Annotated in this window: 14 protein-coding genes; 5 read left to right on the forward strand and 9 right to left on the reverse strand. The window is 61.2% G+C overall.

All coding sequences use genetic code 11. The annotated features are described in order from the left end of the window. Positions 1–259 precede the first annotated feature (259 nt). The 4 genes from ACYQ6J_RS09830 (at position 260) to ACYQ6J_RS09845 (ending at position 7,671) form a co-directional block, all read left to right on the forward strand. Complete coding sequence (locus ACYQ6J_RS09830) at positions 260–2,011, forward strand: vWA domain-containing protein (RefSeq protein WP_460184006.1); 1,752 nt, start codon at positions 260–262, stop codon at positions 2,009–2,011. Positions 2,012–2,417: 406 nt separating this feature from the next. Beyond that, positions 2,418–3,755 carry a DUF6807 family protein gene (locus ACYQ6J_RS09835; protein ID WP_460184007.1) on the forward strand — a complete coding sequence of 446 codons (1,338 nt, stop codon included), beginning with the start codon at positions 2,418–2,420 and terminating at the stop codon, positions 3,753–3,755. 104 nt (positions 3,756–3,859) lie between these two features. Continuing rightward, entirely contained in the window at positions 3,860–5,854 is a 1,995-nt protein-coding gene (locus ACYQ6J_RS09840; protein WP_460184008.1) for an FG-GAP repeat domain-containing protein, read from the forward strand. Between the two features lie 152 nt (positions 5,855–6,006). Further along, entirely contained in the window at positions 6,007–7,671 is a 1,665-nt protein-coding gene (locus ACYQ6J_RS09845) for a sodium:solute symporter family protein (RefSeq protein WP_460184009.1), read from the forward strand. A gap of 58 nt (positions 7,672–7,729) precedes the next feature. Here the strand turns inward: ACYQ6J_RS09845 and ACYQ6J_RS09850 are convergent, their stop codons facing one another. Then, the gene (locus tag ACYQ6J_RS09850; protein WP_460184010.1) at positions 7,730–9,535 is read right to left on the reverse strand and encodes a hypothetical protein; all 1,806 of its coding nucleotides are present in this window, start codon (positions 9,533–9,535) and stop codon (positions 7,730–7,732) included. 681 nt (positions 9,536–10,216) lie between these two features. Between ACYQ6J_RS09850 and ACYQ6J_RS09855 the strand changes: the two genes are divergently transcribed. Next, complete coding sequence (locus ACYQ6J_RS09855; RefSeq protein WP_460185540.1) at positions 10,217–13,462, forward strand: peptidylprolyl isomerase; 3,246 nt, start codon at positions 10,217–10,219, stop codon at positions 13,460–13,462. On the opposite strand, the gene lnt is transcribed toward ACYQ6J_RS09855, so the two are convergent. From lnt to ACYQ6J_RS09895, 8 genes are all read right to left on the reverse strand, one after another. Continuing rightward, on the reverse strand, positions 13,439–15,256 hold the full coding sequence (lnt, locus tag ACYQ6J_RS09860; RefSeq protein WP_460184011.1) for an apolipoprotein N-acyltransferase: 1,818 nt from the start codon (positions 15,254–15,256) through the stop codon (positions 13,439–13,441). The two genes, ACYQ6J_RS09855 and lnt, sit on opposite strands and share 24 nt — an antisense overlap. A 178-nt stretch (positions 15,257–15,434) precedes the next feature. Further along, on the reverse strand, positions 15,435–16,019 hold the full coding sequence (locus tag ACYQ6J_RS09865; RefSeq protein ID WP_460184012.1) for an anthranilate synthase component II: 585 nt from the start codon (positions 16,017–16,019) through the stop codon (positions 15,435–15,437). Between the two features lie 116 nt (positions 16,020–16,135). Beyond that, positions 16,136–16,906 carry an RluA family pseudouridine synthase gene (locus ACYQ6J_RS09870; protein WP_460184013.1) on the reverse strand — a complete coding sequence of 257 codons (771 nt, stop codon included), beginning with the start codon at positions 16,904–16,906 and terminating at the stop codon, positions 16,136–16,138. After that, positions 16,903–18,315 carry a hypothetical protein gene (locus ACYQ6J_RS09875; protein ID WP_460184014.1) on the reverse strand — a complete coding sequence of 471 codons (1,413 nt, stop codon included), beginning with the start codon at positions 18,313–18,315 and terminating at the stop codon, positions 16,903–16,905. The genes ACYQ6J_RS09870 and ACYQ6J_RS09875 overlap by 4 nt, the downstream gene beginning before the upstream one ends. 166 nt (positions 18,316–18,481) lie before the next feature. Continuing rightward, complete coding sequence (locus tag ACYQ6J_RS09880; RefSeq protein WP_460184015.1) at positions 18,482–20,377, reverse strand: hypothetical protein; 1,896 nt, start codon at positions 20,375–20,377, stop codon at positions 18,482–18,484. Between the two features lie 511 nt (positions 20,378–20,888). Continuing rightward, positions 20,889–21,086: a 30S ribosomal protein S21 gene (gene rpsU, locus ACYQ6J_RS09885; protein ID WP_460184016.1), complete on the reverse strand. Its 198-nt coding sequence runs from the start codon at positions 21,084–21,086 to the stop codon at positions 20,889–20,891. Positions 21,087–21,865: 779 nt separating this feature from the next. Further along, positions 21,866–23,500, reverse strand: coding sequence for a M28 family peptidase (locus ACYQ6J_RS09890; RefSeq protein WP_460184017.1), 1,635 nt, complete (start codon positions 23,498–23,500; stop codon positions 21,866–21,868). Positions 23,501–23,582: 82 nt separating this feature from the next. Beyond that, complete coding sequence (locus ACYQ6J_RS09895; protein WP_460184018.1) at positions 23,583–25,688, reverse strand: glycoside hydrolase; 2,106 nt, start codon at positions 25,686–25,688, stop codon at positions 23,583–23,585. Positions 25,689–25,782 lie beyond the last annotated feature (94 nt).

Raw genomic sequence — 25,782 nt, forward strand, 5'->3', positions numbered from 1 at the left:
CGGTCGCCGAATCGGTACCGCCCGGCGAACCGGGCAGCGGCATGCGCCCGGCTATCATCCTCATCGTATTTCGGGAAGCCGGAACTTAGGCGCAAGCGGGAATCCCAGTGGATTCCGTCGCCGCCCCGCGAAAAAATTCCGATTACGAACAATTTGCCAACCGCGAAACATAAGCTAGCTTTCATATTGAGCAAACAGCTTTTCGCGTCTGTCTCGTCCTGGTCGGTTCGCCTGTCTCGTCTGCTTGAGGGAGCTTGGTATGTCAAGTCGCACCCACATGCTTGCGTCGCTCCGGTTGAGCGGCAAAAGGGACAAGGGGCGTCGCGGCGCGATCCTTGTTCTGACGGCCCTGTTCATGGTCTTCTTGATCGGGCTGCTCGCTTTCAGCGTGGACCTGGGCTACATGATGACGGTTCGCGCGGAGTTGAAGCGGGCAACGGACGCAGCGGCTTTGGCGGGCGCCGGCGCCCTTGTCGACGGTCCCCAGGCGGCGGAACTGCGTGCCTTCGAGTTCCTGGCACGCAACCCCGTGGCGAGTCGCACTCTGCTGGACGGAAGCGATTGGAAGGAGCGCCTGGCCGAATTGCGGGCACAGAACCAGGACAACTTCGAGGTCCAATTCGGCCAATGGGATTCGGAAAGCCGTACCTTCGCTACGTCGGCTTTCAGTCCCTCGGCCATTCGCGTCGTGGCCAAGCACAACAACGCGCCTTTCTTCTTCGGTCGCGTTTTCGGCCACGATACCTTCAATCTGGAAGCGGAGTCGATCGCCAAGTACCAACCACGGGATATCGCCCTGGTGCTCGACTTCTCCGCCTCTATGAACGACGACAGCGAATTGCGACGGATCACCGAATTCGGCAAAGGCACGCGGAGCATCGTGGAGGCCAATCTGCTGCAAATCTACCAGGAACTCGGCTCACCGCAGTACGGTTCCCTCCAGTTCACGCCGCAGTACTATGTGCAGACCGGCAAGGCGCCCACAACGGGTTGCCAACCTCAGATCGTCGTAACGTTCCGCGAAAGCGACGTCTTCGTCGTCTCGACGAAGGACTTGTCGAACGTGGTTTTGCAGTTCTCGGACGGCACCAAGCAGAAGTTCGACGGACTGACAGGCAAGACCGGTACGTTCAAAGGGACGGGCGGTAATGCCAATAAACGCATCGATCGTTGCTGGGTCAAGTCGGGCTGCAACGACAGCGGCGAAGGTCCCGGCTACGGTGAACGTTTCGAGGACACCGCCGCGAATATCAAGGCCTATTTCGGTCTTACCAACGTGCCGTATCCTTATCCCTCCGGGAGTTGGGACAATTACATTTCCTACGTCAAAAGCAGCAGCTACGTGAAGAATGCGGGATATCGAAAGAAGTACGGTTTCGTGACGCTGATCAACTATTGGCTGGAGCAAAAGCCGCGATATCAAGAGACCCCCAGTCTGTGGATGGTCAGCGAGCAACCCGTGAAACAGCTCAAAGAAGCCACGCGGATGTTCTTCGATTACATCCAGGAGGTGCCCACGAACGACCGGGTTGCGCTGATCATTTACAATTCGTCCAATCAGACGGCCCTCGTCGAACATCACCTGACGGACAACTTCTCGACCGTGCTCGATACCGTCCAACAGCGGCAGGCCGGACATTACGACCACTACACCAACATCGGGGCGGGATTGCAACACGGTATCGACGAACTGCTTGCCAACGGGCGCGAGGGCGCGTTCAAGATGATCGTGCTGATGACGGACGGCGTGGCCAATCGGCCGGGCGGCACGTCGCAGGCCCGAGCCTTTGCGATGCAGCAGGCCGAGCGCGCGGCCGCAAACCGCCTGCCTATCTTCACCCTTGGCGTAGGCATGGAGGCGGATACCAATCTGCTGGTCCAGATGGCAGAGATGACCAAGGGGAAATACTTCATCGTCAGCGGCGGAGAGTATATCGTGGACTACCAGCCCGACCTTGTCCAAAAGTTCCGCGAGATCGCGGATCATCGGCCCTTGGTTCTCGTGAAATAGTTCGCAAACGACGGCAAGACAAGCCTCCTTCTCAGCGACGCTTCCGGGGCGGAGGTTGCAAAGCCCGGAGGCGGGTTCGGGTGCCTTGGCGACAGGCGCGGACCTCCGTTGAATCCGGCTGCGGTGGCCGGTGTTCAGCGGAGGTTTTCCGCTTTCTTGATCGGCCCCCCCGATTCTTGCGAACCGCCGGAGACGCATCGACCGAAGGCCGGCGGCACGGCCTCGGGCTTACGACGACCCCCAAATTCGGTTCAAGGTCGAAACGTTTCCCTTGGCCGGCGTCCGATGCGATGCCGCGCGGAGGTGGCGTGCGACTTCGGCGGCCCCTTATAATCGGAGGCGTTGCGCAGACTCCGGAAATCGGCCGCAAGGGATTCACTCATACTCGAACCGGGAAAAAGCTACCATGAGAACGACGACACGGTTGGCGGGGATTGGTTCACTTCGAACGCGGATGATTGGCATCTTTTCGAGGGCGATCGGCTTGCTGCTACCTTTCGTTCCTTCCGCCGCGACTTTGGCCGCGGAGTCGCCGCAAGATGCGATCACGCTCCGCGCACCGGGAAGGATCCCATTCTCGATGAGGCTGACCGAAACGGGGCTGTCCGGGGCGTTCGAGGTCAACTCCATCGAGGACGGCGGCGCCTGGGGTATCGGTGAAGTGCTTCCCGGTCCGGACGACGAGGGAATGCCCCTGGCGTCCGGTCGTCTCGTCGTGCTACCGCAAGACGGTCTCGGCGAAACGCCTTCCCCCGCGAGTGATTCCGATTCCAAGGAATCGAACGTCGCCGAAGAACCGCCGATGCTTCGCCTTGGCAAACCCCTTGCCTCCGCCGAGGCCGCGATATTCCGGTGGAAGGAGACTTCGGATACCACGCTGGAGCTGTCCGAGGCGTCGCGTCCCGTTTTGGCGTATAACTTCGGAGTGATTACCCGCGAAGACGTGCCCGAGAGCGATCCCCGGCGGAGTCGGTCCTGCTACGTGCATCCATTGCGGGGACTGGACGGCGAAGTGCTGACCGACGATTTCCCGAAGGATCACTATCACCATCACGGCGTCTTTTGGACCTGGCCGCACGTGGTCATCGATGGGCAAGAGTACAGCCTTTGGGAGGACAAAGGTCCCCTCCGCCAGCGATTCGTTCGGTGGTTGTGCCGCCGGGAAGGCGCGACCGCGGCGGTTTTGGGCGTGGAGAACGGATGGTTCTTAGGTGACACGCAGGTTCTCACCGAACGGGTGTGGTTAACCGTCTATCGCGCCGGCGAAGCGCGACACATCGATGTGGATTTGTTCTTTACGCCGCTCGATCGGGAGGTGACGCTCTGGGGGGCCGAGGGCAAGAGTTACGGCGGGTTGACCGTGCGTTTTCGTCCGCGACCGGGCGAAAAGCCGAAGATCACGGTTGCCGACGGTTTGACCGCCGACGACCTTTATGAGACGCCGCTGACCTGGGCGGATTTTTGCTCTCGGTTCGGAGAGGGGGAGTCTTGGAGCGGTGCCGCGATTTTCGTCTCGCCGAAGCATCCCGACTATCCGCCCACCTGGTTGACCCGGCACTACGGTCCCCTGTGCGTGGGCTGGCCGGGGATTCATTCCCAAACGCTTGCCGCCGGCAAGTCCGTCCACCTGCCGTACCGCCTATGGATTCACCGAGATTGCGTCTCGGCGGCGGATATCGAGACGGTTTATCAAGCTTTTTGCCGCGCCTCCGAGGCCGGACCGCGCGCGGAGGATGCCCGATGAAGCCCGCCGTAGCGTCTTCGCTGAATATCAGCTTCGTGACAAGGACTGCGTGCGCAAGCGGTTGTCTCGCGCGGGTCTCAAGAGCGGCCTTCGCGGCAGTCTGCGTGATAGTTGCGGTTACGATCGGTATTCCGTCAGCCTCCGCCGAAACGGGCCTCCGCCCGCTTCCCTATAACCACGCCGGCCTAGTCGTGGATTTGGGGGTGGGGCTTTGGGCGTGGCCCATTCCTTACGACGTCAATCGAGACGGTAAGCCGGACTTGATCGTCTCCTGTCCCGACAAGCCCTCCAATGGGTTGTGGTATTTCGAAAACACGGGCACCTTGGCGGACGGCGCGTTGCCGATCTTCCGCAAGGCCGAATACCGCGGTCCGACGCAGCACTACGTTATGCCGAGCTACGTAAACGGTGAACTCCGTGTGCTGACGCCCGGCAAGGTCCATCCGGATTTCTTGAATAGCGGCCTGGCGTCACCGGCGGCGTTGCCGATAGACGCCGGATTCTATCGAGCGGTGGGGACCCAGCCCAAAGGGCCGAAGGTGCGGCACAACCAATGGCGACTGGTCGATTTCGACGGTGACGGAGATCAAGACGTAGCGGTCGCGATCGAGGACTGGAGCGATTACGGTTGGGACGACGCGTGGGATTCCCAAGGGCGTTGGAAAAACGGCCCGCTCCACGGCTTCGTCTTTATCTTTCGCAACTTGGGGAGCGACTCGCAACCGCGGTTCGGTGATGCCGAGCCATTACGGGTCGAAGATAAGCCCCTCGACGTGTTCGGGTGCCCTTCTCCCAATTTTGCGGACTTCGACGGCGACGGCGACCTGGATCTGCTGTGCGGGGAGTTCCTGGACGGATTGACTTACTTCGAAAATACGGGAACGAGAGAAGAGCCGAATTACGCGACGGGGCGGCGGTTGACGTTCCCGGACGGCAGTCCGCTTCACCTCGATTTGGAAATGATCGTCCCGATTGCGTTCGATTGGGACGGCGACGGCGACTGGGACCTGGTTGTCGGCGAGGAGGACGGACGCGTCTGCCTGCTGGAGAATCTGGGCGGCTTGGACGAAAGACGGACGCCGCGATTCGCGTTTCCACGCTATTTTGCCCAGGAGGCGGACTCCGTGAAATGCGGCGCGTTGGCGACGCCGGCGGTGTTCGACTGGGACGGCGACGGGGACGAGGACATTCTGTCCGGGAATACGGCGGGTTACATCGAGTTCTTCGAGAATCTGAGCGGTCCCGGCATAGAAACGCCGAAATGGGCCAAGCCGGTGCGTTTGCAGGCGGGCGGCCAAGTCTTTCGCGTCATGGCCGGTCCCAACGGATCGGTGCAAGGCCCCGCCGAGGCCAAATGGGGTTACACCGTTCTCACAGTGGCCGATTGGGACGGTGACGGCTTGCCGGACTTGGTGGTCAATTCCATTTGGGGCAAGGTGGTGTGGTTGAAAAACGTGGGCACGCGGACTCGCCCGGAATTGGCACCGCCGCAACCGGTGGAAGTGGCTTGGGAGGGATCGCCGCCGAAACCCGCATGGGTGTGGTGGCAACCGCAACCCGGCGAATTGCTCTCGCAGTGGCGAACCACGCCCGCGGCGGTCGATTGGACCGGCGACGGCTTGGTCGATTTGGTGATGTTGGACGCGGAGGGCTATCTCGCCCTGTTCGAGCGGGTGAAGCGCGACGGTAAGGCGGTGCTCCTGCCACCGCGGCGGGCCTTTTTCGGTACCAATCTCCAGGCGACGGACTCGCAACATCGCGTTTTGGATTCGAAGCCGGGGCCGTTGCGTTTGAACGCCGCAAGCGCGGGCGGTTCCGGCAGACGCAAGATCTGGATCGCCGATTGGGACGGCGACGGCAAGCTCGATCTGCTCGTCAATTCGACCAGCGCCAATTGGCTCCGCCAAGTTCGCAACGATGCGGAAGGATGGTACTTCGAGGATATGGGCCCGCTGGTCCGCGAGAACGTGAAAGGGCATACCACCAGTCCGGCCACTGCCGACTTCAACCACGACGGTATCCCGGATCTGTTGGTGGGGGCGGAAGACGGACGGTTCTACTATTACCGGAATCCGAGATCGTCCGGTGGGCCGCGGTGAGCGGGATGATCTCCGGCGATGGCACTCCCGCTCGCGGACGCTTTGGGATACGCGTGAATCATCGTTCCTGAAGCCACCGGGGAACGCGCCATCGCGGTGCCGCTCCCGCACAATTGCGCGGGCTTCGTCCGGACAAATCCGAGCAAGGCGACATGAACGCCCATTTCTACTTTTTGGACTGGGTCGTGTTGGCGGCCTATTTCGCGGCGATGACGGCCCTGGGGTTCGCGCTGCGAGGCAAGGCCCGTTCGAGCGAGGGCTTCACTGCCGGGGATCGTTCGATGTCCGGCCTGCTGTGCGGATTGTCGATCTTCGCCACCTACTTGAGCAGCATCAGCTATCTGGCGCTTCCCGGCAAATCCTTTGCCGCCGACTGGAATCCCTTCGTGTTTTCGCTGGCCGTGCCGATCACGACGTGGATCGCGGTTCGGTGGTTTCTACCTTACTACCGAAAATACGGCGAGGTCTCGGCCTACGCGCTTTTGGAAAAACGCTTTGGAACATGGGCCCGGGTGTATGCCGGCGCTTTTTATCTGCTGTTCCAACTCGCCAGGATCGGGATCGTTCTGTATCTCATGGCCCTGCCGATGGCCGTCATCTTTGGTTGGGACATTCGGGCCGTCATCCTGGTTACGGGAGCGTGCGTGGTGGGATACAGCCTGATGGGCGGGATTCGTGCCGTGATCTGGGCGGACGCCATTCAGGCCGTGGTCCTCCTGGTCGGGGCCGTTTTCGCCTTGGCCGTGATTTGGTCGCGACTGCCGCATGGGCCGACCGAAATGCTATCCCAAGCCGCCCGAGACGGCAAGCTGTCTTTGGGAAGCATGAATCCGCTGGTCGTATCCCAAGCCACTTTTTGGGTCGTGCTGGCCTACGGGATCGTGGAGAATCTGAAAAACTTCGGCATCGACCAGAGCTATATCCAGCGGTATATCGCCGCCCGGAACGAAAAAGAAGCCAAGGCCGGATTGTGGCTAGGGGGATTGCTCTATCTTCCCGTGAGCGCCCTTTTTTTCATGATTGGAACTTCGTTGTTCTACTTGTATCAGTCGCGTCCCGGCGAAATCCCGGAGGTCAAGCAGATCGTCGCCCGACAGCGTTTGCTTCAGCAGGGCATCCGCCCGCCGACCGACGAGGCAAACTCCTCGCCGCAGGCTCGGCGCTTTGACGAACGCGTGCGGCAAGTCGCGGAGGGCTTGGAGTCACGCGACATCGGAGATCGGGTCTTTCCGCACTTCATCGCCAAGCACCTGCCGCCGGGAGTGACGGGACTGTTGATCGCCGCGGTTTTCGCCGCCGCGATGAGTACGGTATCGACCTCGCTCAACTCGTCGGCAACGCTGGTCATGACCGATTTCTATCGCCGCTTTCTCGATCCAAACGCCCAAGATCCGCGTTTGGTCTTCGTCCTTCGGGCGGCGACCACGGCATGGGGGATCCTCGGCATCGCAACGGCGCTGGCGCTGGTTCGCTTGACCGAAAGCGTGCTGGATGTCTGGTGGACGCTTTCCAGCGTCTTGAGCGGCGGCATCGTGGGGCTGTTCTTGCTGGGTCGAATCAGCCGCAAGGCCGACAACCGCAGCGGGGCTATCGCGGTTGCCGTGGGCTTGGCGGCGATCGCCTGGATGGTCCTGTCTTCGAGCGATTGGTGGCCTGCGGCGTGGAGTCGATTTCGCAGCCCGTTTCATGCCTTCTTGGTCACGGTTCTGGGTACCGCCGTGATCTTGGGCGTGGGGATGCTCGTCTCGTTTCTGTTGTCGAAACGCCATCCGAACGACTCTTCCACGGGTATCAACGAAATGCAGACGAGTGCGTGACACACTCTGGTTTTCGGATCGAGTCGGGATGCCGCCGCGAGCGTGTTCGATCGACGATCTATTTGAACTTCTTTCGCAAGGCGAAGTTGATGAGATGCCAACCGGTGCCGTCGTCGATCAGCAAGACACCCTGAGGGGCGAAGTACTTCGCCAAGACGTCGAACGGCGGTAGCTCGTGCTTTTCCAAAGCTTCCAGAAAGGCCTTGGCCGGCGGGTTAAACTCCGCGGCCTGACGCAAGGCTTGTCGTCCTTCCTCGCTCCGGGCGCTCTCGTACAAGGCGCGGATTCCCTCCTCGGGGCGACCGTAAGCCATCATCGCAACCTCACTTGATCCGGCGAGCTGCCGCACCTTGCCCAGCGTCAACTTGAATTCCAGCGTGTCCCGAAGCGATTGGTCGGGGTTGTCGAGCATGGCGAACATTTCGCCCAGTAAAGTAGCGCTGTCGGTCACCACGACCGTGTCTTCCAAAATCGCCACGCAGGGGTTCGTAAACCGCACTTGCGGGGGAAGGTTCTCCGGGCGGCGACGGGTAATCTCGTAGTATTCCCTGGTACCAAGACTCTTCCGCTCCATGCGGTCGCCCAGTTTTTCGGCCACTTTTTCCACCAAGATCGACGCGGCGGCGGGGTCCGAAACGTGCAAGATCAGGGCCGATGCCCGACTGTTGATGCGGACCGGTTGCTCGAACCATGTAACCAAGCTGACGCGACCGCTGGTGATGGGCAGCACTTCTTCCGTGAGGTTCAAACCCAAATTGCGTTCGATCCGCTGAACCACAGCGCGACGGAGGGCTCCCTCACCGCGAAAGCCGTCGAAAAGCTTTTCTACGCGGGAAAGGGTGGTCGGCAGGTCGATGTAAAGCGTCGCATAGCGGATCACGGAACCGGGTACAAACGCTTCGGGAATCGCCTCCCCCTTCTTGAGGGCGGGGACGTCCAGCACGCCCGTACGCGGATTGTCCATGAAGACGTGGATTTCGGAGATCGAGTCCCATGCCGCCACATCCGCGCTCATCGCCATCCCCAGGGAGTTCAGGCCGTCCAACCCCAGCACAGGCAGAACCGCGAGGGCGAATCCCGCGGAAGGCTGCGCGACGGCGATACCCTCCATCAATTGGATGGGGTCGGCGAAGACCACCAGATGCAAAGTCCCTTGGGAGGCCTGTCGGCATTCCTGCAAGAGTCGCTGGAATTTTGGATTGTCGGCCAAGACTTCGTCCGAGGATTCGCCCCCGATCCGCTCGGCCAAGGCCCTCACAACCGCAGGATCGTTTCCCGCGAAAAGCGTGGATTCGGAGAGGAAGAAAGAGATACCGTTGTCGGTACTGTCTTCCGGCGTGTCGGGATCTTTAAACTGGGTAATGTCTATTCCCGCCGCAGTGGATCGGGATACTGCCGCTCCATTCTCTGTGGCGGCTTGCTGCGCGCGGTTCACGAGCTTGCGCAAATCCTCTATTTTCTCACCGGCATCCAGCATGAAGAGGAAGGATGGGGACTTCGTGGAGTTGGCCACAATAGCGAAAGATAGTTCGCCTTGAGGGATCGCCAGCATGGCGGGAATGGAAAGTCCTACTTCGTTTTCAAATTCCGCTCCCGCTTGAAGCAGGCCTCCCCAGAAGTCGCTCAGAAAGGGAGCCAATTGCGGGTCTTGCAACATGCGACCTGCCGAGGATTCGAGGAACGCCTTCTTCAATGCGGGGACGCTGGGAATAGAGACGAACACCACGCTGTCCTTGGGGAAAACCTTGGCCGCCCGAGGAAATGGGGCCTGCGACGTTTCCGCCGCGCCCCCCCGTGCCGCCGCGAGTGCGACCGAAGTCAGCGCGAAGACGAGCAATCCGGCGGTAACTCGACGGTGATTCATGGTTTTCCTCCCGTTGACGTTTTTCCGCAGTAGTCGGCCGCGCGGACGATCGCGAATCGGCCGACAGCTATTCGATGCGGCAAGCCGCTTCTTGTCGGAGTGAATACTTCTTTGTCCTCGCTGAGGCCGGAAATATCTTTTTCGGTTTCCGAACACCTTTTCGCCTGTCCGGGATCGGAAGTGCGTGCCTTCCGCCTTGTGTTAGCATACACCTTTTGCCCGGTCAGGGTTACTGCGCCGGTACCGGATCCGCCAACCGACCGTGGCACTTGCGTATCGTCGCCCTTGCGGTCGGAGTGAGAGCATGCCCTGAACCAAATCCCCGCCCGATCGAAATGTTTCAAAACCGCAACATCGGCTTCGACAAAGTACCACGGGGCCCGGTCGTTCGGGCGTCGGTGTCCGGTCATGGCCGAAGCGTGCTTCTGCCGGGGTTGCAAGCGAAGTTTTGGAAGGGCCGTACCTGGTGACGGCCCATAGTGGTTACCGCTGAAATCCGGGACTGCCCACGGTGTGTCCTACAATCAGATAGGTCGCAAGCGTCCGCCGGCGTAGTTAGGCCGAGGCGTCGCTGCAACCGGACTTCCGGAATGAGATTTGCTAAGAAACTCTTTGCGCCCCAATCGCGTCCAAAGTCAAGCACCATTGTTCGGCCGTCAACTTCACGAAAACGTCGTGCCAATGCATCCTATTCCGCGGACGAACCGATCTACCCCGGTTTCCGGTCGAGTCAGGCTCAAGGGATCGCGCCGGCGGCGATTTCGGCGGGCAATCCTCGAGGCCCTGGAACCGCGACTCCTGCTGAGCGGTAATCAGCCCCCGACGCTGGCGGCGATCCCCGATGTCGTGGTCTATGACGGTGCACCGCTCCACGTGGCGCTCGATGGCTTCGATCCCGACGGCGACGCCTTGACCTACGAAGTCAGCGTGTCGAATGCCGGAGTGGTGACGCCGGTGGTTTCTCAAGCCAATCGCAGCCTTCGCTTGAGCGTCGCGAATTACGGCGACATGGTATTCCAACTCTTCGAGGACTTGGTTCCCAACACTACTTCCCGAATCATTGAGTTGGCGCAGCAGGGATTTTACGACGGACTCCTGTTTCACCGCGTCATCAACGACTTCGTCATCCAGACCGGCGACCCCACGGCGACCGGGAGCGGCGGCAGCGGTACGACCTTCGACGACGAGTTTTCTCCCCTGTTGCAGCACACCGGCGGCGGCATCTTGGCCATGGCCAAGAGCATCGACGACTCGAACGATTCGCAGTTCTATATCACGGCGGGACCGACGCGACATCTGGACTTCAATCACACCGTGTTCGGATTCCTGACCGAGGGCGAGGCGGTCCGCCACGCAATCGAACAGGTGCCCGTCGACGCATCGAGCAAGCCGACGACGCCCGTTGAAATCACTCAAGCGACCGTCTTTCAAGATCAAGAAAACGCCGTCTTGCGACTGATCGCCCCGGAGGGCATGACCGGCCAAACGCAAGTGACGGTGACGGTGCGCGACGGCAACGGCGGTGAGTTTTCGCGAACTTTCACGGTGACCGTTCTGCCGGACACGGTGGACAACTATCCCTATCTCCTGCCGATCGACCCGATTGTGGTATCCTCGGGAGGATCGGCCACGTTTCAGATCCCCGCTCAAGACGTGGACGGGGGTGCCATTTACTACGCCGCCTCCGCCGCGGGCGATTCCTCGCCGCTTACGGTGAACGTCGACTCCGCGACGGGAACCGTCACAATCACGGCGGCGGCAGGATCTTACGGCGTCGCCGGAATCTATGTCGATGTGCGAGCCCAAAATCCCAGCGGATATTTCTCGGGCCGAGACGTGTGGGACTCGCAGATCGTGCCGGTGTACATCACGCCGCCCGCCCCGCAAACGGTTTTCTTGTCTTCCGGGACGGATACCGGCCTCAGCAGCAGCGACGGCATTACCAATCGCGATAACAGTCCCGGCGCCGCCCTCCGCTTCAACGTCTTGGGCGTGGTTCCGGGGGCGGACGTCACGCTGCTGATCGATGGGCAAGAGGTCGTGCAGGCAGCGGCGGCATTCTCGGATATCACGCTCGAGGTGCCGGAGTCTTTCGGCGCTCTGAGCGAGGGCACGCACACTGTCACGGTTCGGCAAACCCTTACCGACATCCCTGTGAACGTCGGTAATTTCCACTCGACGACGACGCTCAACGGGCCTGCCGGATCGGCCTACAACTTCACTATCGACAAAACTCCCCCCGTCGTGACCTCGTCCCCGCCCGCGGCTGTGGCCGTAGGACAAAATCTGAGCTACGACGTGCAAACCGCGGAAGAGGCGAGCGGCGGAGTGCGATACGCGGTCGTCTCGGCCCCGGCGGGTTTGACCGTCCACTCGCAGACGGGCGTCGTGAATTGGTCGCCCACGACGGGGCAGGCCGGTATGCAGACGATCACCATCCGCGCCACGGACGCGGCGGGAAATACCGCCGATCATACGTTCACGGCCCAGGTGCGAACGCCGCCACAAGTTACGGGAATTCCCGGGCTGAGCATCCCGATCAACGAGGGGGAGACCGTGGCCTTCACCCTCGGCACCAACGGCGATCCGACCTACGGGCCGTACCGCTTTTACTTGGTCTCCGGGCCGACGGGCATGACGGTCGACGAGAGCACGGGAGCGCTCACCTGGACTACGAACGAGGCCTCGGGACCGGGCACATATACCGTGACGGTGGAGGTTCGCGATTCCCAGGGGGCGGCGGGACGCAGCAGTTTCCAGGTCGTCGTTTCGGAAGTGAACACGCCGCCCGTCTTGGATCCCGTGGCCGACCAAACGATTCAGGAAGGGGAATCGCTCGACTTGGTGCTGAGCGCCCACGATTCCGACTTGCCCTCCAATTCCCTTCGTTACCGTTTGTTGGGAGATGTGCCCGAGGGCATGAGCATCGATCCCGTCACCGGGGCGTTGCATTGGCTACCGGGTGAAACCTTCGGCGGCAGTACGGTGGAAGTGGAGGTCGAGGTTGGGGATCGAGAATCATGGTCCGACCCGGCCTTGCTGACGGATCGAATCACGCTTCGCATTCACGTGGACGAGGTCGATTTGCCCCCGGTTTGGCAATCCGTGCCGACTTTGACCGTGTTTCCCGGCGATACGCTACGACTTCAATTGTCAGCCCAAGACCCCGACATTCCGACCGCTGCGATTCGTTACTCCGCCGAGTCGCCCTTGCCGGACGGTGCCTTGCTCGACGCCGAGACGGGGCTTTTGGAATGGCAGATTCCCGAAGTCTTCTCGGAGGATTTCCCCTCGGTTCTGCGTTTCCGCGCCACGGAGGAGAGCGCGAACGGGCTATCCGCGGTGGTGGAAGTCCGCCTGATCTTCATCGATCCGCGCGCCGCGGTAGCGCCGGGTAGCGCCTACCGGGAAGCCGATTTCGCCGGGTTGCCTGATCCGGCGGGCAATGTCTCCGGCAATCCGGCCAATCCGGCGGGCGGGACGGCGTCACGGTCGTTTCAACCGCTCATTGGGTCCGGCGGGGGCGGCGGCCTGACGCCGACGAGGTACATGTTATTCACCGGACCGGGCAGCGGTGGGACCGTGCCGCAGCAATCGGAAAGCGTTCCCGCCGGTTCAAGTGAGCAGGGCAAAGACCCCGGCGAACGACCGACTCCGCCGGAGCGATCCGCCGCGCCGAATGCTCCGACGACTCCCAGGCGGGAGGGACGTAACCGTCAGGCCGATTCCGGCCTTGAAAGAAACGCAGTGAGCGACGAAATCTTGGTTTCTATCGCCGTGGACGAATTGCTTGCCCGATCGTCGGCGGACGAGGAGGACTGGAGCCTTTGGGTAGCTGTTTCATCGCCGGCGGAGGGGACGGACGGAACGACCGAGTCGCCGGTCGCCGGGGATGCGACGGGTTCAAGCGATGCGGCGGAGCAATGAACGGCGGACGGTGCGAATGACCGGCGGCGACAGACCGAGCAGAAGCGTCAGGCCGACCCACAGCGTGTTGAAAACTGGCCCCCAATCGCTGTAAACGGCGTGCAGCGGTGACCCGGCGACTTCCGCGACCAGCGGCCCGGGGGCGCGCCGCGGACCCTGTTGCAAGATTCGTCCGGCGGGATCGATCACCGCCGAGAATCCCGTGTTGGCCGCGATGAGAAACGGTTTTCGGTGCTCCAGGCCGCGGAAGACTCCGCAAACCAAATGCATGTCCAACTCGCTGGATCCCCAAAACCAACCGTCATTGGTGAGATTGACCAAGACGTCCGGTTCCAGACCGCGGGCCCTCAATTGCCGCACTTGGTTTCCGACGGCCTGAGGCACGGCGCTTTCGAAACAGATATTCGGGCAGAACCGCAGACCCCGGACGGCAAACACGGCGGCCTCCCGCCCCGGCGTGGTGCCGCGACTCAACGGCGTGATTCCCTGTATCCAGGGCAGGCGGTCGGCGAACGGCACGTATTCGCCGAACATCACCAGATGCATCTTGTCGAATCGTCCGGCGTAACGATAACGGAATTCGCCGCTTATCACGCCGGTCGAACCGTCGGTTTCGTCGTGGCGGGCCGTATCATCGGCGCCATGCCGCGCCGGTTCCTTGGCGATGAAGGCTGCCGAGTTGTAGAATTCCCGACCGGTCTTGCCGAAGAACTGCGTCTCCACGCCCAGGATCAACCCGGTCCGCAGGTTGGCCGCCAATCGTTCCATGGCGTTGCGGCTTTCTCGGACCGCCGATGCCAGCGCGGCGCGGAAGTCGGCTTCGCTCATGCCGCCTAATTCATCGGAAGGGGGCAACGCCGCGTCAGGCTCGCTCTCGTACAAAAAACCGCCGTACACCGTCTCGGGCCAAATCATCACGTCGATATCGCGATGGGATCGCGCAACGTCTTGCGACAGGCTCAGATAGTGCCGATGAATGCGTCCCATCTTTTCCGGCCCGTCGTTCAGGCGGATGTCCTCCGAACCTTGGATCAAGGCGACTTTGACGGCACCGTCGGTCGGCCATGGCCCGAGCGCATCGAGGCGCCGGCGTCCGTACATCAAGACCGCCGCGAGAATAACGACCCCGCATCCCAGGCCGAACAGACGGCGTTGCCAACACTTTCCTAAGGGACCGACCGATTCCGCGTTCGGCATCGAAATCGAGTCGAAAATCGGTCGGCCAAGCCATGGGGCGATGCGGTTCCACGGAACGACCCCGTAAAAGCAAGCGGACACGGCGACGATCAAACCCCCCACGCCGTAATCGCCGAAGAGGTCCGCACTTTGAATCAAGGGAATCCACCGGTATTGCGTGTGCGCGAGGTTTGCCATGCCGAAACCGGTCAGAAGATTCCCGCGGCAGACTTCAAGGCCCATCCAAATGAGGGCGGCCGCTACCGGCAAAGGCAAACGCCAACTGCGAATCGCCGTTCGCGTGAATCCGACGAAAAGCGGGATGTAAACGGCCAAATAGGCCGAAAGCGCGACCCATCCAAAGGCGGTGGCCCAATAGGGGAGTCGAAGCCAATGCAGAGCGGCCAACCAAAAAAGCAGTCCTCCTCCGTAGAGCACGGCATAGTCGCGCCGATTGAAGGACCGCCTTGCTTCAATGAGAGCAAACCAGGGCCACAGGGCGATCCACGCGATGGGGGACCATTGCAGGGGAGGATGAGCGGCCCACATTAAGCCGGCGCCCAGCACGGCCAAAACGACCGTGGTTCGTCCCGCCCGCCGGACGTCCGCCTCACCCACGCCGCACCCTCGGTCGTTGTCGTGCGACGCCGAGTCGGCTTTTGCCGTCGGTGGTCGATCGAGTGGCGGTCCTTTGGGGCTCGCTGCGCACATAGGAAATGCCTTGAATCGGCATTGTGGTTGAAATGGGGGGAGCGTTTCCGGACCTCCTTGCCGGCCCACGGTTTGCGACGCAGGGTCAGCCAACCTCAAGAAATTGCCGCAGCATTTCGGTGCCGCACTCCGTAAGGAAACTCTCCGGGTGGAACTGTAGCCCGAAGATCGGCCACTTGCGATGTCGAATCGCCATGATCTCGCGACCGCCGTCGGGCAGATTCGACCAAGCCGATACGATGAACTCGTCGCTCAGCGTTTCGGGAGCGATGATCAGGCTGTGATACCGCGTCGCCGTGAAGGGGTTTTCCAATCCCACGAACGGCGTGCGACCGTCGTGATGGATTTGATCGGTCTTTCCGTGCATCAGACGGGGGGCGCGGACGATCTCGGCCCCGAAGGCTTGCCCGATGGACTGATGCCCCAGGCAAACGCCCAAGATGGGAATGCGCCCGCTGAACCGCCGAATGCACTCCACGGATATTCCCGCTTCGTTGGGAGTGCACGGCCCGGGCGACACGATCAAACGATCCGGGCGTGCCGCTTCGACCTCGTCCACGCTGACGGCGTCGTTTCGGTACACGGTCATGGGTAGCGAGGCGTCGATCTCGCCCAGACGCTGGACCAGGTTGTACGTGAAGGAGTCGTAATTGTCGATGATTACAATCATGTCGCGATGGTGGGATCCGGACACGGTCGCCGGACTTGAACAGGAAAAAAAGGTGCCGAATATCAGTTTCGCGAGGAAATCGCTGCTGACTTGATGATACGCGAAGACGCGGGACTCTACGAGAGGTTGGCGAATGCCCCCGCCAGGCCCGCTTGCTCCCAAATCTTCGGCAAGGGCGCCGTCACTTGGATTGGTTCGTAAGTCATGGGTTGCAAGTACGAGAGCGATCGGGCGTGCAGGGCGATCGGGCGGAGTCGCGGGTCCGAATTGGCGTCGTCCAGGTTCGTGGTGCCGCCGTAGGACAAGTCTCCCAAGATGGGATGCCCGCGAGAGGCCAGTTGCAAACGAATCTGGTGCATGCGTCCCGTCTCGAGTTCGATCTCCAGGGCGTCCCCCCATGCCGTCCGGCCGATCACGCGGTAGTTCAGGATCGCCGCTCGCGCCTCGGGATGGTCCGGCGGCACGATTTCCGCACGCGGTTCGTCGGGCACCTTGCGAACGAAATCTCGCAGAACGCCGTGACCGGGTTTCAGACGACCTTCCACACATGCCCAATAGATCTTGCGAACCATGCGCCCCTGGAATTGTTCCGTCAAACGGCGGGTCGCTCGCGCATGACGTGTGAAAACAATGGCTCCCGTCACGGGACGGTCGAGGCGATGGGGAACGCCAAGGTAAACCGTCCCGACGTCTTGTTTGCTCGCGGCAAGGTAGGCGCGAACCGCCTTATCCAAAGCCGGAATGTGCGGCGGACCTTGGGTGAGGATGCCGGCGGGCTTGTTGACCGCCAGGCAAGCCTCGCATTCATGAAGAATCTCGAACGACGGCGGCGCCATAACTTTCCAAAACGGAATATGAAGCCGAGCCTCGGCTCGATGACGATTCACTCGGCGATCGACTCCCGGGCCGGAGCCAGACGCGGGTCGTCGAGGTCCAGGCGATAGAGAATCTGATTGTAATCGTACCGCGGAGTGGCGGAGGCATGGTCGGCGAATTGCCGCGTGTAAGTGGCTTCGAAGAACAAGGATGGCGACCCCTCCGGCGTGAATTCCGGATGAATTGCCGGGTTGTAGAACGTGTAATTGTCGTGAGTGACGATCTTGACGGCCTTGCCCCACGGACCGGTTGGGCGGCTCGCTTCGGCATACCACAATTCGCCGAAAGCGGATGGCTTGCCGAACTGCTGCGTGAACACCGCGACCCAACGTCCCCGCCAAGGATGCCACGCGATCGCGCCGCGATGCGGCACCACTTTGTTACGGTGCTCCGCGTCCCAAAGGAACTGCGGCGATTCCAGGGTCTCCCATTGGCTTGGATCCTGCCACGCCTCGAACGTCGCGGGACACCGCAACGAGGGAAAGGGATCCCCGAACAGCACCCATTTGCTGTTCGCTTCATCCTCCCAGAAAACGGCGTGACCTTGCGGTAGCGGCGGCGGTTGCGGTGATTTCTCTTCGGCCTTCTCCCAAAGGATTCGTACCGACTCGAACTTCTGCCGCGCGTCGTTCCAGAGGGCCAACCCCCAGCGGTAGGCCTCCAAGGGTGGGCGAATCTTGGCGTAGGCGCAGCCCAAGTGCTCCTGCCCCTCGCGATCGCGGAGGCACACCACGCCGCTGATCCAGGTCGGCCCCTCGCCCGGCATCGGGGCCACGCCCCGGGGACGCCCGGCGGTATCGCGAAATACCTCGTACGACACCGATATTGGAGGTGCGTCCACTTTCCCGGGCATGATGTCCGTTGTGGCGCCGGTGGTCTGGAAAATGCCCAAGGGGTAATGGGCTAAGTTGGTGTCTCCCCAGAACCAGAAGAGCTTGCCCCGATAAACTGCGTTCTGCACGCTGTCGCATCCCAGGATGCCGGTCTCCGGGTCATCCACGACGAGCCCCAAGCGACGGCTTTCCGCCAATCGCCCGGCTCCCGTCAATCTTCCCAGGCGTCTGGCGGGCAACGTCCGGCGTACGGTGACCCGCAACGAAGTGCTAGGCTGCGGCGTCAGTCGCACCCCACGGTTTCCGAACCCGTCCGCGGGGACTTCGTAGCCGTGGCCGATCACGTCGAACCAGACTTCGCGGTTCATCAACTCGGGCAGGTCGAACGCGATGATTCCCGCGTTATCCGTCACGAAGCGAACTTGATGCACGGTTCGCAATTCCACGAGCGGGACCGGCCAACCTTCTTCATCAATTACTTCGATCCGGCAAAGCTCCTCGCCGCGCGCCACGCCGAAGGCGAGCAGAACGAGGAAACCGGCAAAAATTCGCACGAACGGCGGAGACATTGGCGTCGGACGCATCATGGAGGCGAGGCTTTCGGTCCAAAGGGAGGGAGGTTTTCCACTTTCCGCGAACGCCGACGTCTTGCGACGTCGTCCCGACCGCAGGCATTCCAGGGGGACGTTGGGAATTGCAGTTGTGCGACGCCCATCCATTTCGCCGGACGATGCGCGATCGTCGCTAAGATCACTATTTCGACGCGCCGGCAGTCGGACGAGTCCAAACCGGGGTCTCGTCGATGGCAGTTTCGATTCGCTCCAGCATTTGCGAGAATTGCCGACCCGTCAAGCCGCCGAAGTCGGCTTGCAAATCTCTCGCGGTAATGCCCTCGGGAAAGGTCGCAAGTTGGGGCACAAGCTCGGCAACCGTGAAATCGCGTTCCAAGGTCTCAAGCGAAATGATGTTACGCTTCAAGGCGTCGGCCAGTCGTACGCCCGAGTAGTCTGCCGCCAAATCGGCGAAGCTGAATCCGGATTGCCCTTGGCTGTCGCGCCATTCCTTCATCAAGCCCAGACTTTTCGCCGGCCCTGCTCCCGTCAATTCCACCAGGGCCATCGACACGGCGAAGTGCTGCGCCCAGTCTTCGCGTCCTTGAATCGTCACGCGTCCCAAAAGTTCGATGCGGCGTGCACGCTCGGCACGGGATTCCACGCTGCGCCACACGACGCCCACGACGGGCTGATCGAGCAGCAAATCCGTGGAATCCGCCAGCACGCCCACGGCGATCAAGAATCCCGCGACGGCGTGCGGCCGCTTGCTCTCCGGTAGTCGTTGGGCGCCGCGCGCCGCCTGCCGTATCGTCCACTCGAAACGGGCGTCCGAATCGGTCACACCGGCAATTCGCGCCGGTGCCGCCCTCGGGGCGTTCCCTGCTTCGGACTGAGATGCCAAGTCGGCCACGATTCCGCGGATGATGAAGCGGGCGGCCTCGACAGTCGGCGACAGAGTCTGCGAGCCACGGGTTCCGTCGAGGTCCTCCGACTCTGATGAATCCGTACCCGGCAAGTGCCTGCCCCTCGAAGGTGAATCGGACCGGTCGTTCGCTTGCGACACCAGAGCTAAGGCCTGCCGTGCCGTGGCGTCCGCTTGGGGAAGCGATGCCGCAATACGGTACGCTCCTTGCAAGGCTTGCATCGTTTCCAGCGAAAACTCGGCGGCGCTGCGTCTTCCTTGCAACAATTCCTCCGCCGTGCAGTTGAGGATCAGCGTGTTGAGCGGATCAAAGCCCACCTGAAAGCGCTTGCCTCGCACCAAGTCGGGGCGTGTCTTGGGAAACATGACGGTTTGGTTGCCGGCAACGTGGACGGCGCCGAGGTAGTGACCTAGCTCGTGAATCAGGACGTCGAGATGATCCGCCTCGCCCATCCTGACGCCCGTGTCGGCGATCAAGATATGTTTGGCCAAAATCCCGCGCGATACCCCCAGGTGTCCGCCGATCGGTTCGGCACCGAACTGACTGCTGTATCCAATCGCCAAATACGCTTCGCGCGGTTCAATTTTGGCCGCGAAATCGTCCAAACCGTCCTCAAGCTTCTTGAGAGAATTCTCACTCAACCAAGTCCCGGTCTCTTGAATGCGGAACTCGATTCCACAGGTTTTCCGAAAGACTTCGTTCGCCGCTTCGATTCGTCTTCGCAGTCGGGTGACCCAAAGTTGCTGTGAGGCCGTCTGCTCTTCGTCGACGTAAACGGCCACGGGAATCGTCTGGACGACGGAACGTCGTGTCGTCCAATCCGTCACTCCCCAAGCCGAGAAACCGGGAAACGCGGTGAATCCCGCGCCGTCCAAAAGGGCATTACTTTCCTCTTCGGTCGGGGTGTGATCGCGATTTGTCCACGCGGCGAGGCTTGCCGGCGGTTCCTCCAAAGAAGAGTTCGAAACCCAAATCAAATCGGACCCGATAAGTCGGCGGTCGATGGATTCGGATTGTGCGGCGGTCCTAAGTTGGACGTGCGGTCCTTGTCGGCGCCCATCCGGTGTCGGAAACCGCAAGACCATCGTGCGATTCGGTTCCAGCGCGACCGTCAATTCATTTTCCACATCCTCCCCGGTCGCGCCGGACGAAGTGATTAGGAACGTTTGCATTTCCGGCGTCAAATTGGCCAGGACGACACGAGAGTGAGGGTCGTCCGGCCTCGGTCCGGTTTCTGCAAAGACCGGCGTCGCAGCGGCGCAGCAAAGGACGAATTCAGAACAAAAAACGCCGAGCATCCAATGAGCGATTGCTTTGCCGTTGTGCAATTCCGACCTGACGCGAAGGGACCTCATACGGGCGCCCTGGAAACAGGATGATTACAAAAACCAAGGAGACACGGAACGTCACGTGAGGGAGCGTACCCTGCTCTGCGGGGCATCGCGGCCTGCCGTTCAAAATCAGTTTAGCGAAGAACGAGGCCTCCGTCTCCAGAGAATACCGCCGCGTTGCCGGTACGCCTCGCTAAAACGCCGAGCGCGTAAAAAATTCCGCGCGAAGGGAAGCAACGGATGCGCACAAAAGAACACAACTCTCCGCTTGCAAGAGAGAAGCGGGAAGATAAAGCGCACTGCTTTTAGATTGTAAGGCCGGGCGGTCCGGGAGGTTCCGGACGCAGTGCGGTTAACGAGTCATCATGAGACGGGCGCGTCTTGCTCGCCGTTCCGCACGCAGACGGGCACGACGACGGATTTCACTCGGCTTTTCGTAGTATTCACGACGCCGCATTTCTCGCTTGATTCCCGCCCGTTCGACCAACTTTCGAAACCGCCGCACTGCTTCCTGAATCGACTCACTCTCACGCAAAATCAACTTGACCACCCGGCATGCTCCTTTGCAAAAAAGGACTCTCTTGAAGAATCTTCCTCGACCGCGAGACTTCCCGACCTGTTGGTTGGCAGCCTGACAGGTCCCATGAAGCCCACGGGCGACCCGACAACTCATCAATTTCGTTTTATCGTACCCCCTCGGCGGACAACTGTCTAGCGGTTCGAAGAGAGGGATTCGGAGAACGGGAATTGTTAACCACGAGTAGAAATGCCCCCCCGATTCTAGGGATTATGGGCCACCCATCTACGGTGTGGTATGTGAGGCAGAGGCAAACGACGCCTTCCCGAACTTGCGGTGCTTATCCGCGACTCCGCCGCGAAGCATTCCACCGCCGGCGTTGGACCCTAGTCTCCCCGCTTCTCCAGGCTGAGCGTCAACGCCTTCTCCTTCAGCGCCGGGTCCACTTGGCGATTGGACGCGCGACCTCGCAACCGGTGCCCCAATCCCGCCGCACATGAGACGCGATAGCGCTCACGTGCGCTTAGCCTGGCGGTGGCTCACCCCCAGGATTTTCCTCGCAAGTACCGGGGCAAGGCTTCTGCCGCTTTGACCCAACCGAAGACCTCCAGTCCCGCCCGCTCTTTCGCACTCATGGGTGATGTCAGCAAGGCCCCACTTTTCGGGAAAGGTCGAAGCGGAGGGGTGTTTCCAATCTCGCCGCCAAGGGGCTTTTTCTATTCGGGTATGACACAAGTTCGGAGAAGACTATTCGCCGGGCGACGGTTGGCAAGACCGATCGGTTCATGCGAAAAGGCGGATTCAGAGTGACTTCAGGGTGACGCGTGGGCGTTGCCGGCCGTCTCCGTCCAATCCCCGATCGTCACGGTCTTCAGCTTGCCTTGCCGGTCCACCAACAGCGTGAAAGGGAACGCCGTTCGTTCAATGATTTCCTCGAAGCGGTCCGGTTCGCTCAGCGGTTCGCCGTTGACGGCGAAAATGTAATCCCCGGCCTGAATCCCCGCCTGTTCCGCCGGAGACCCGAACAGCACGTGCGTCACAAGAATCCCGCGAGGTTCGGCATCGTCCGGTTGCCATTGCATGCCTAATCGCAACGGCGATCCCTCGAGGGTCAATTCCCGCGTCTCTTTCGTACCGTCGGGTCGGGCAAGCGTCATCCGCACGGCGGATCGCCGCGTCAATAAAAGATGGGCGGTCAATCGCTCCGAGGACGTGACCGGCACATCGTCTACGGATTCCACGAACCAGCCCGGTTCCAATCCCGCTCGCGCTGCGGGCGATTGCGGGCGAACCTCCGATATGCGAACGGCCAGGCCTCCCGACTCCGGCGGGACATCCCCGGTGACCATGCCCGCGCGATCTCGCCACGGCTTCGGTTCCTTCAAGAGTGCGTCCCAATCCTTGGCGGACTCATTCCCTGCGGCGTCTCGAAACGTAATTGATTCGTCACGGTCGGCCAGCGTGTAGGCCAGTTCAAAGACCAAGCGGGCAACGGTTTCCATGCCATCCACGTTGATCTTTTCCGTATCGTCCGTGGCGGCGTGGTAGTCTTCATGCATGCCCGTATGAAACAAAAGGTAAGGCACTCTCTTACGAAAGAATGGGGCGTGATCGGTGTCCCCGCGATTCCACCAGGAATACGCCAGCACCAAATCGGTGTCCCGATTCAAGCCGCTCAGCATCTCGCGGAGACCGAAGCCGCTCCGAACCCCGTACACCTCCACGCGATGATCCCGCAGTCGCCCGATCATATCCATATTGACAAGGAATCGAACCTTATCGAGCGGGCGCGTCGGGTTTTGCACCCAATGCTTCGAACCGAGAAGCCCCTTTTCCTCGGCATCCCAAAAGGCGAAGAGGACCTTCCGCCGCGTCGGTCGTGAGAGCAGCGTAAACGCCTCGGCGATTTCCAGCACCGCCGCCGTGCCGCTGGCGTTGTCGTCGGCGCCGTTGTGAACGGCCCCCGGTTCGTCGCGCACGTTTCTTTTCGATCCGTAGCCCACGTGATCGTAGTGCGCCCCTACGATGATGATTTCCGCGTCGTCGGCCGCATCGGTCGGCCATTCGGCCAATACGTTGCGATAACCGTCGCCGAAGGGCTGGAAAAATCCGTCGCTACCGGCGGGGCGGAGTCCCAGCTTTTCGAGTTCGCCGCGAAGGTACTCCGCCGCGGCTTGGCCCCCCGGTTTGCCCGCCTCGCGTCCCTCGCGTGCGTCGTCGGCAAGAAAGGCGACGGAGTCGTGCAGCTCTCCGCCCGTGATCGACATGACGGCCGCGCTATCAACCGCATCGCCCGCCCGCGCCCCCGGCATGAGCGCCGCGCCGCCGATATGGACCGCAATGGCTATGGCCGCGCCAAAAGCGATCGAGGCCGCCGCTCCGCGACACCGATGCAGCGTTTTCGAACGACCGCCAACGCTGCCCGGGTGATTCTTTTGCCGAACCAACAAAACCCTTCGTAAGTTTGCAAACAACCTCAGAATCCTCCTGGTCCGTTAAAGGCAACGCCGGCGAACGCTCGCTCGCCCGTCATTCGGTCTCCGAAAAGTCGAAGTCCGGCCCATGAATCGCGGTCACAACGCCGCCGTCCGTCACGACCCGTGATTGTTCGACGGCGGGGCCTTTTACAACGAAGCCGTTCTCGGGCAACACCCAGTGCCGCCCGTCCGCGGCCAGTTCGTAAGGCTCCGGGCCGAAATTGACCACCGCCCAGGTTCCGTCGGAAAAGGTCGTCTTTTGCACGCGACGATCCTCGGTTAGGAACTCATGATCCAGCATTTCGGTCCCGGCAATAGCCTCGTGCAAGATGCAGGTGTTGCGATAGGTTCGCAAAAAGACGTCGCGATGATTGCGCCAGGAACCACGCCGCGCATCCGCCCAAAGGAGCGGAATCGTGCCATACAGGATATTGTACGCATCCTTTTTGGGTGTGATTTCCGGAGCCGCCTGCAAAAGGAAATCGCTGGAATCGCCCCAATACCACGTGGTAACGACGCAATCATGAAAGACCAATTCCCACAGGGGCACGCGATACCGGTGCCCAATGCCCCACTTTTCGTATTCCTGCCACGGCGGCAACTCCTGTCCCCACGGGCTGTGGAATCGCTCGTCCTTGGTCTTGGGCGCGATGAGGTGCCCCGCCGGCCATGAGTAATTCCCGCCGCTCATCATGCCTTCGAAGTAGTCCGTGTACGGTACCGCCCACCAAATCCCGTGCTCCCCGCCGACTACGAGTTTCTGCGAACGGACATAGGCCAGCAGTTCCTCGCCGCACCGGCGCTTGTCCGCGCGCGTCAACGGATGCTCCGGATCGTAACACTCGTACAAGTCCTCGGCGGTGGTCACATCGATGAATCGCCCCAGGAAGGGATACTCGCCCAATATCTTGGGGATATCCCTCCGCGCAGTCCGCAACCAGAGCGCAGGGCACCGCTTCATGAACTGTGTCTTTTTGTCGAACGTCAACCAGGCCGTCATGCGCTCGCCGTCGGCTCTCAAGACGACGCTCTGCGGAATGAAGTCGTGCGAACGATCAATTTTGTCTTCGCTATCGACCGCCGTGATATCGGTGTAGTTGTCGTACTCGCTGGTGATGTAGCCCAACTCGTTGACCTGCCGCATCGAATCCGGCGGCATGCGTCCCTGCACCAGCAGACGCCGCACGCCGGCGTCTTTGGCAGCCTGAGCGAACTCGAGTGCGGCGTATCCCCACACGTCGGGCGCACCGAACAGGCGGCGGATTTCCGGGTTCGCCTTCACTTTTTCAGCAAACGGTACGATCAACCCTAATTGGCTCGCGTATTGCCGATATCGCTTGGCCAGGGCGACATATCCCCCCTCCGCCGCAAACGCATACGTGAGTCGCCGAGGATAGGAGAACGCTCCCTTGGAATCTTGCCAGATAGCTTGCGGCAGGAAGAGCGAGCGGCCGGCCACGTCGCGTTTTACCAATTCGACGGCCCCGTCATCGCTCGTCTCGAATAACACCAGAACCGCCGGCCCTCTCGTGCCCTCGCAAACGCCCACCCACGGCATGTCCAAACGCGATGTCGAGAACCAACGTCGCGGCAGCGATTCGGTATCGGCGGGATACAGGTGCCCATTGCAGTAGTCCGCCACCGCGATTCCCAAACCGTCCACGTCGGCCCCCAGCGGGTCCCAAAACCGACTCGCGCCGATCTTTCGGGTGCGGTCCTCCATGTCCGCCGTAATGTGCAAGTCAGCCGAATCGGCGGGCAAGCGGATCGTCACCTGCGTGTAAATGGGTTGATTCTCGGTCCAACTAAAGGCGGCCTCGAACTGCAAGGCGTCGCCCGACTCGGGAACCGCGGCGACCCGGCGAAACCGAGGCGACTCGGACTTGTATTCGGTGGCCGAAATCCATTGCCGTCGGCAGCGTTTGTCGAGAACGGACCACGCCCCCGTCCGTGGGTCGATCCGCACTTTGAGTGCTGCGTTTTCAAGGAACCACGTTCCGTCGTCGTTTTGGCCGACATGCGTCGCCGGAAGAGAGTCTTCATCCACACCGGCGCCAAGGGCCGGCGTCCCCCTTTCCGCCGAACCGAATACGGCAACGATGCACGCGACAACCCAGCACATAACTTGGCAAGACTTACGCCGCAATCGTTGGGACATAAAACACCTCAGGGCTTGGGCTGTGATAGCGCAAAGCGGTCGCAGACAGACACCGTCGCTAGGGTGCAAGCAATTATGGAGCGCGTGCCCGGCG

The organism is Thermopirellula anaerolimosa (assembly GCF_054657335.1).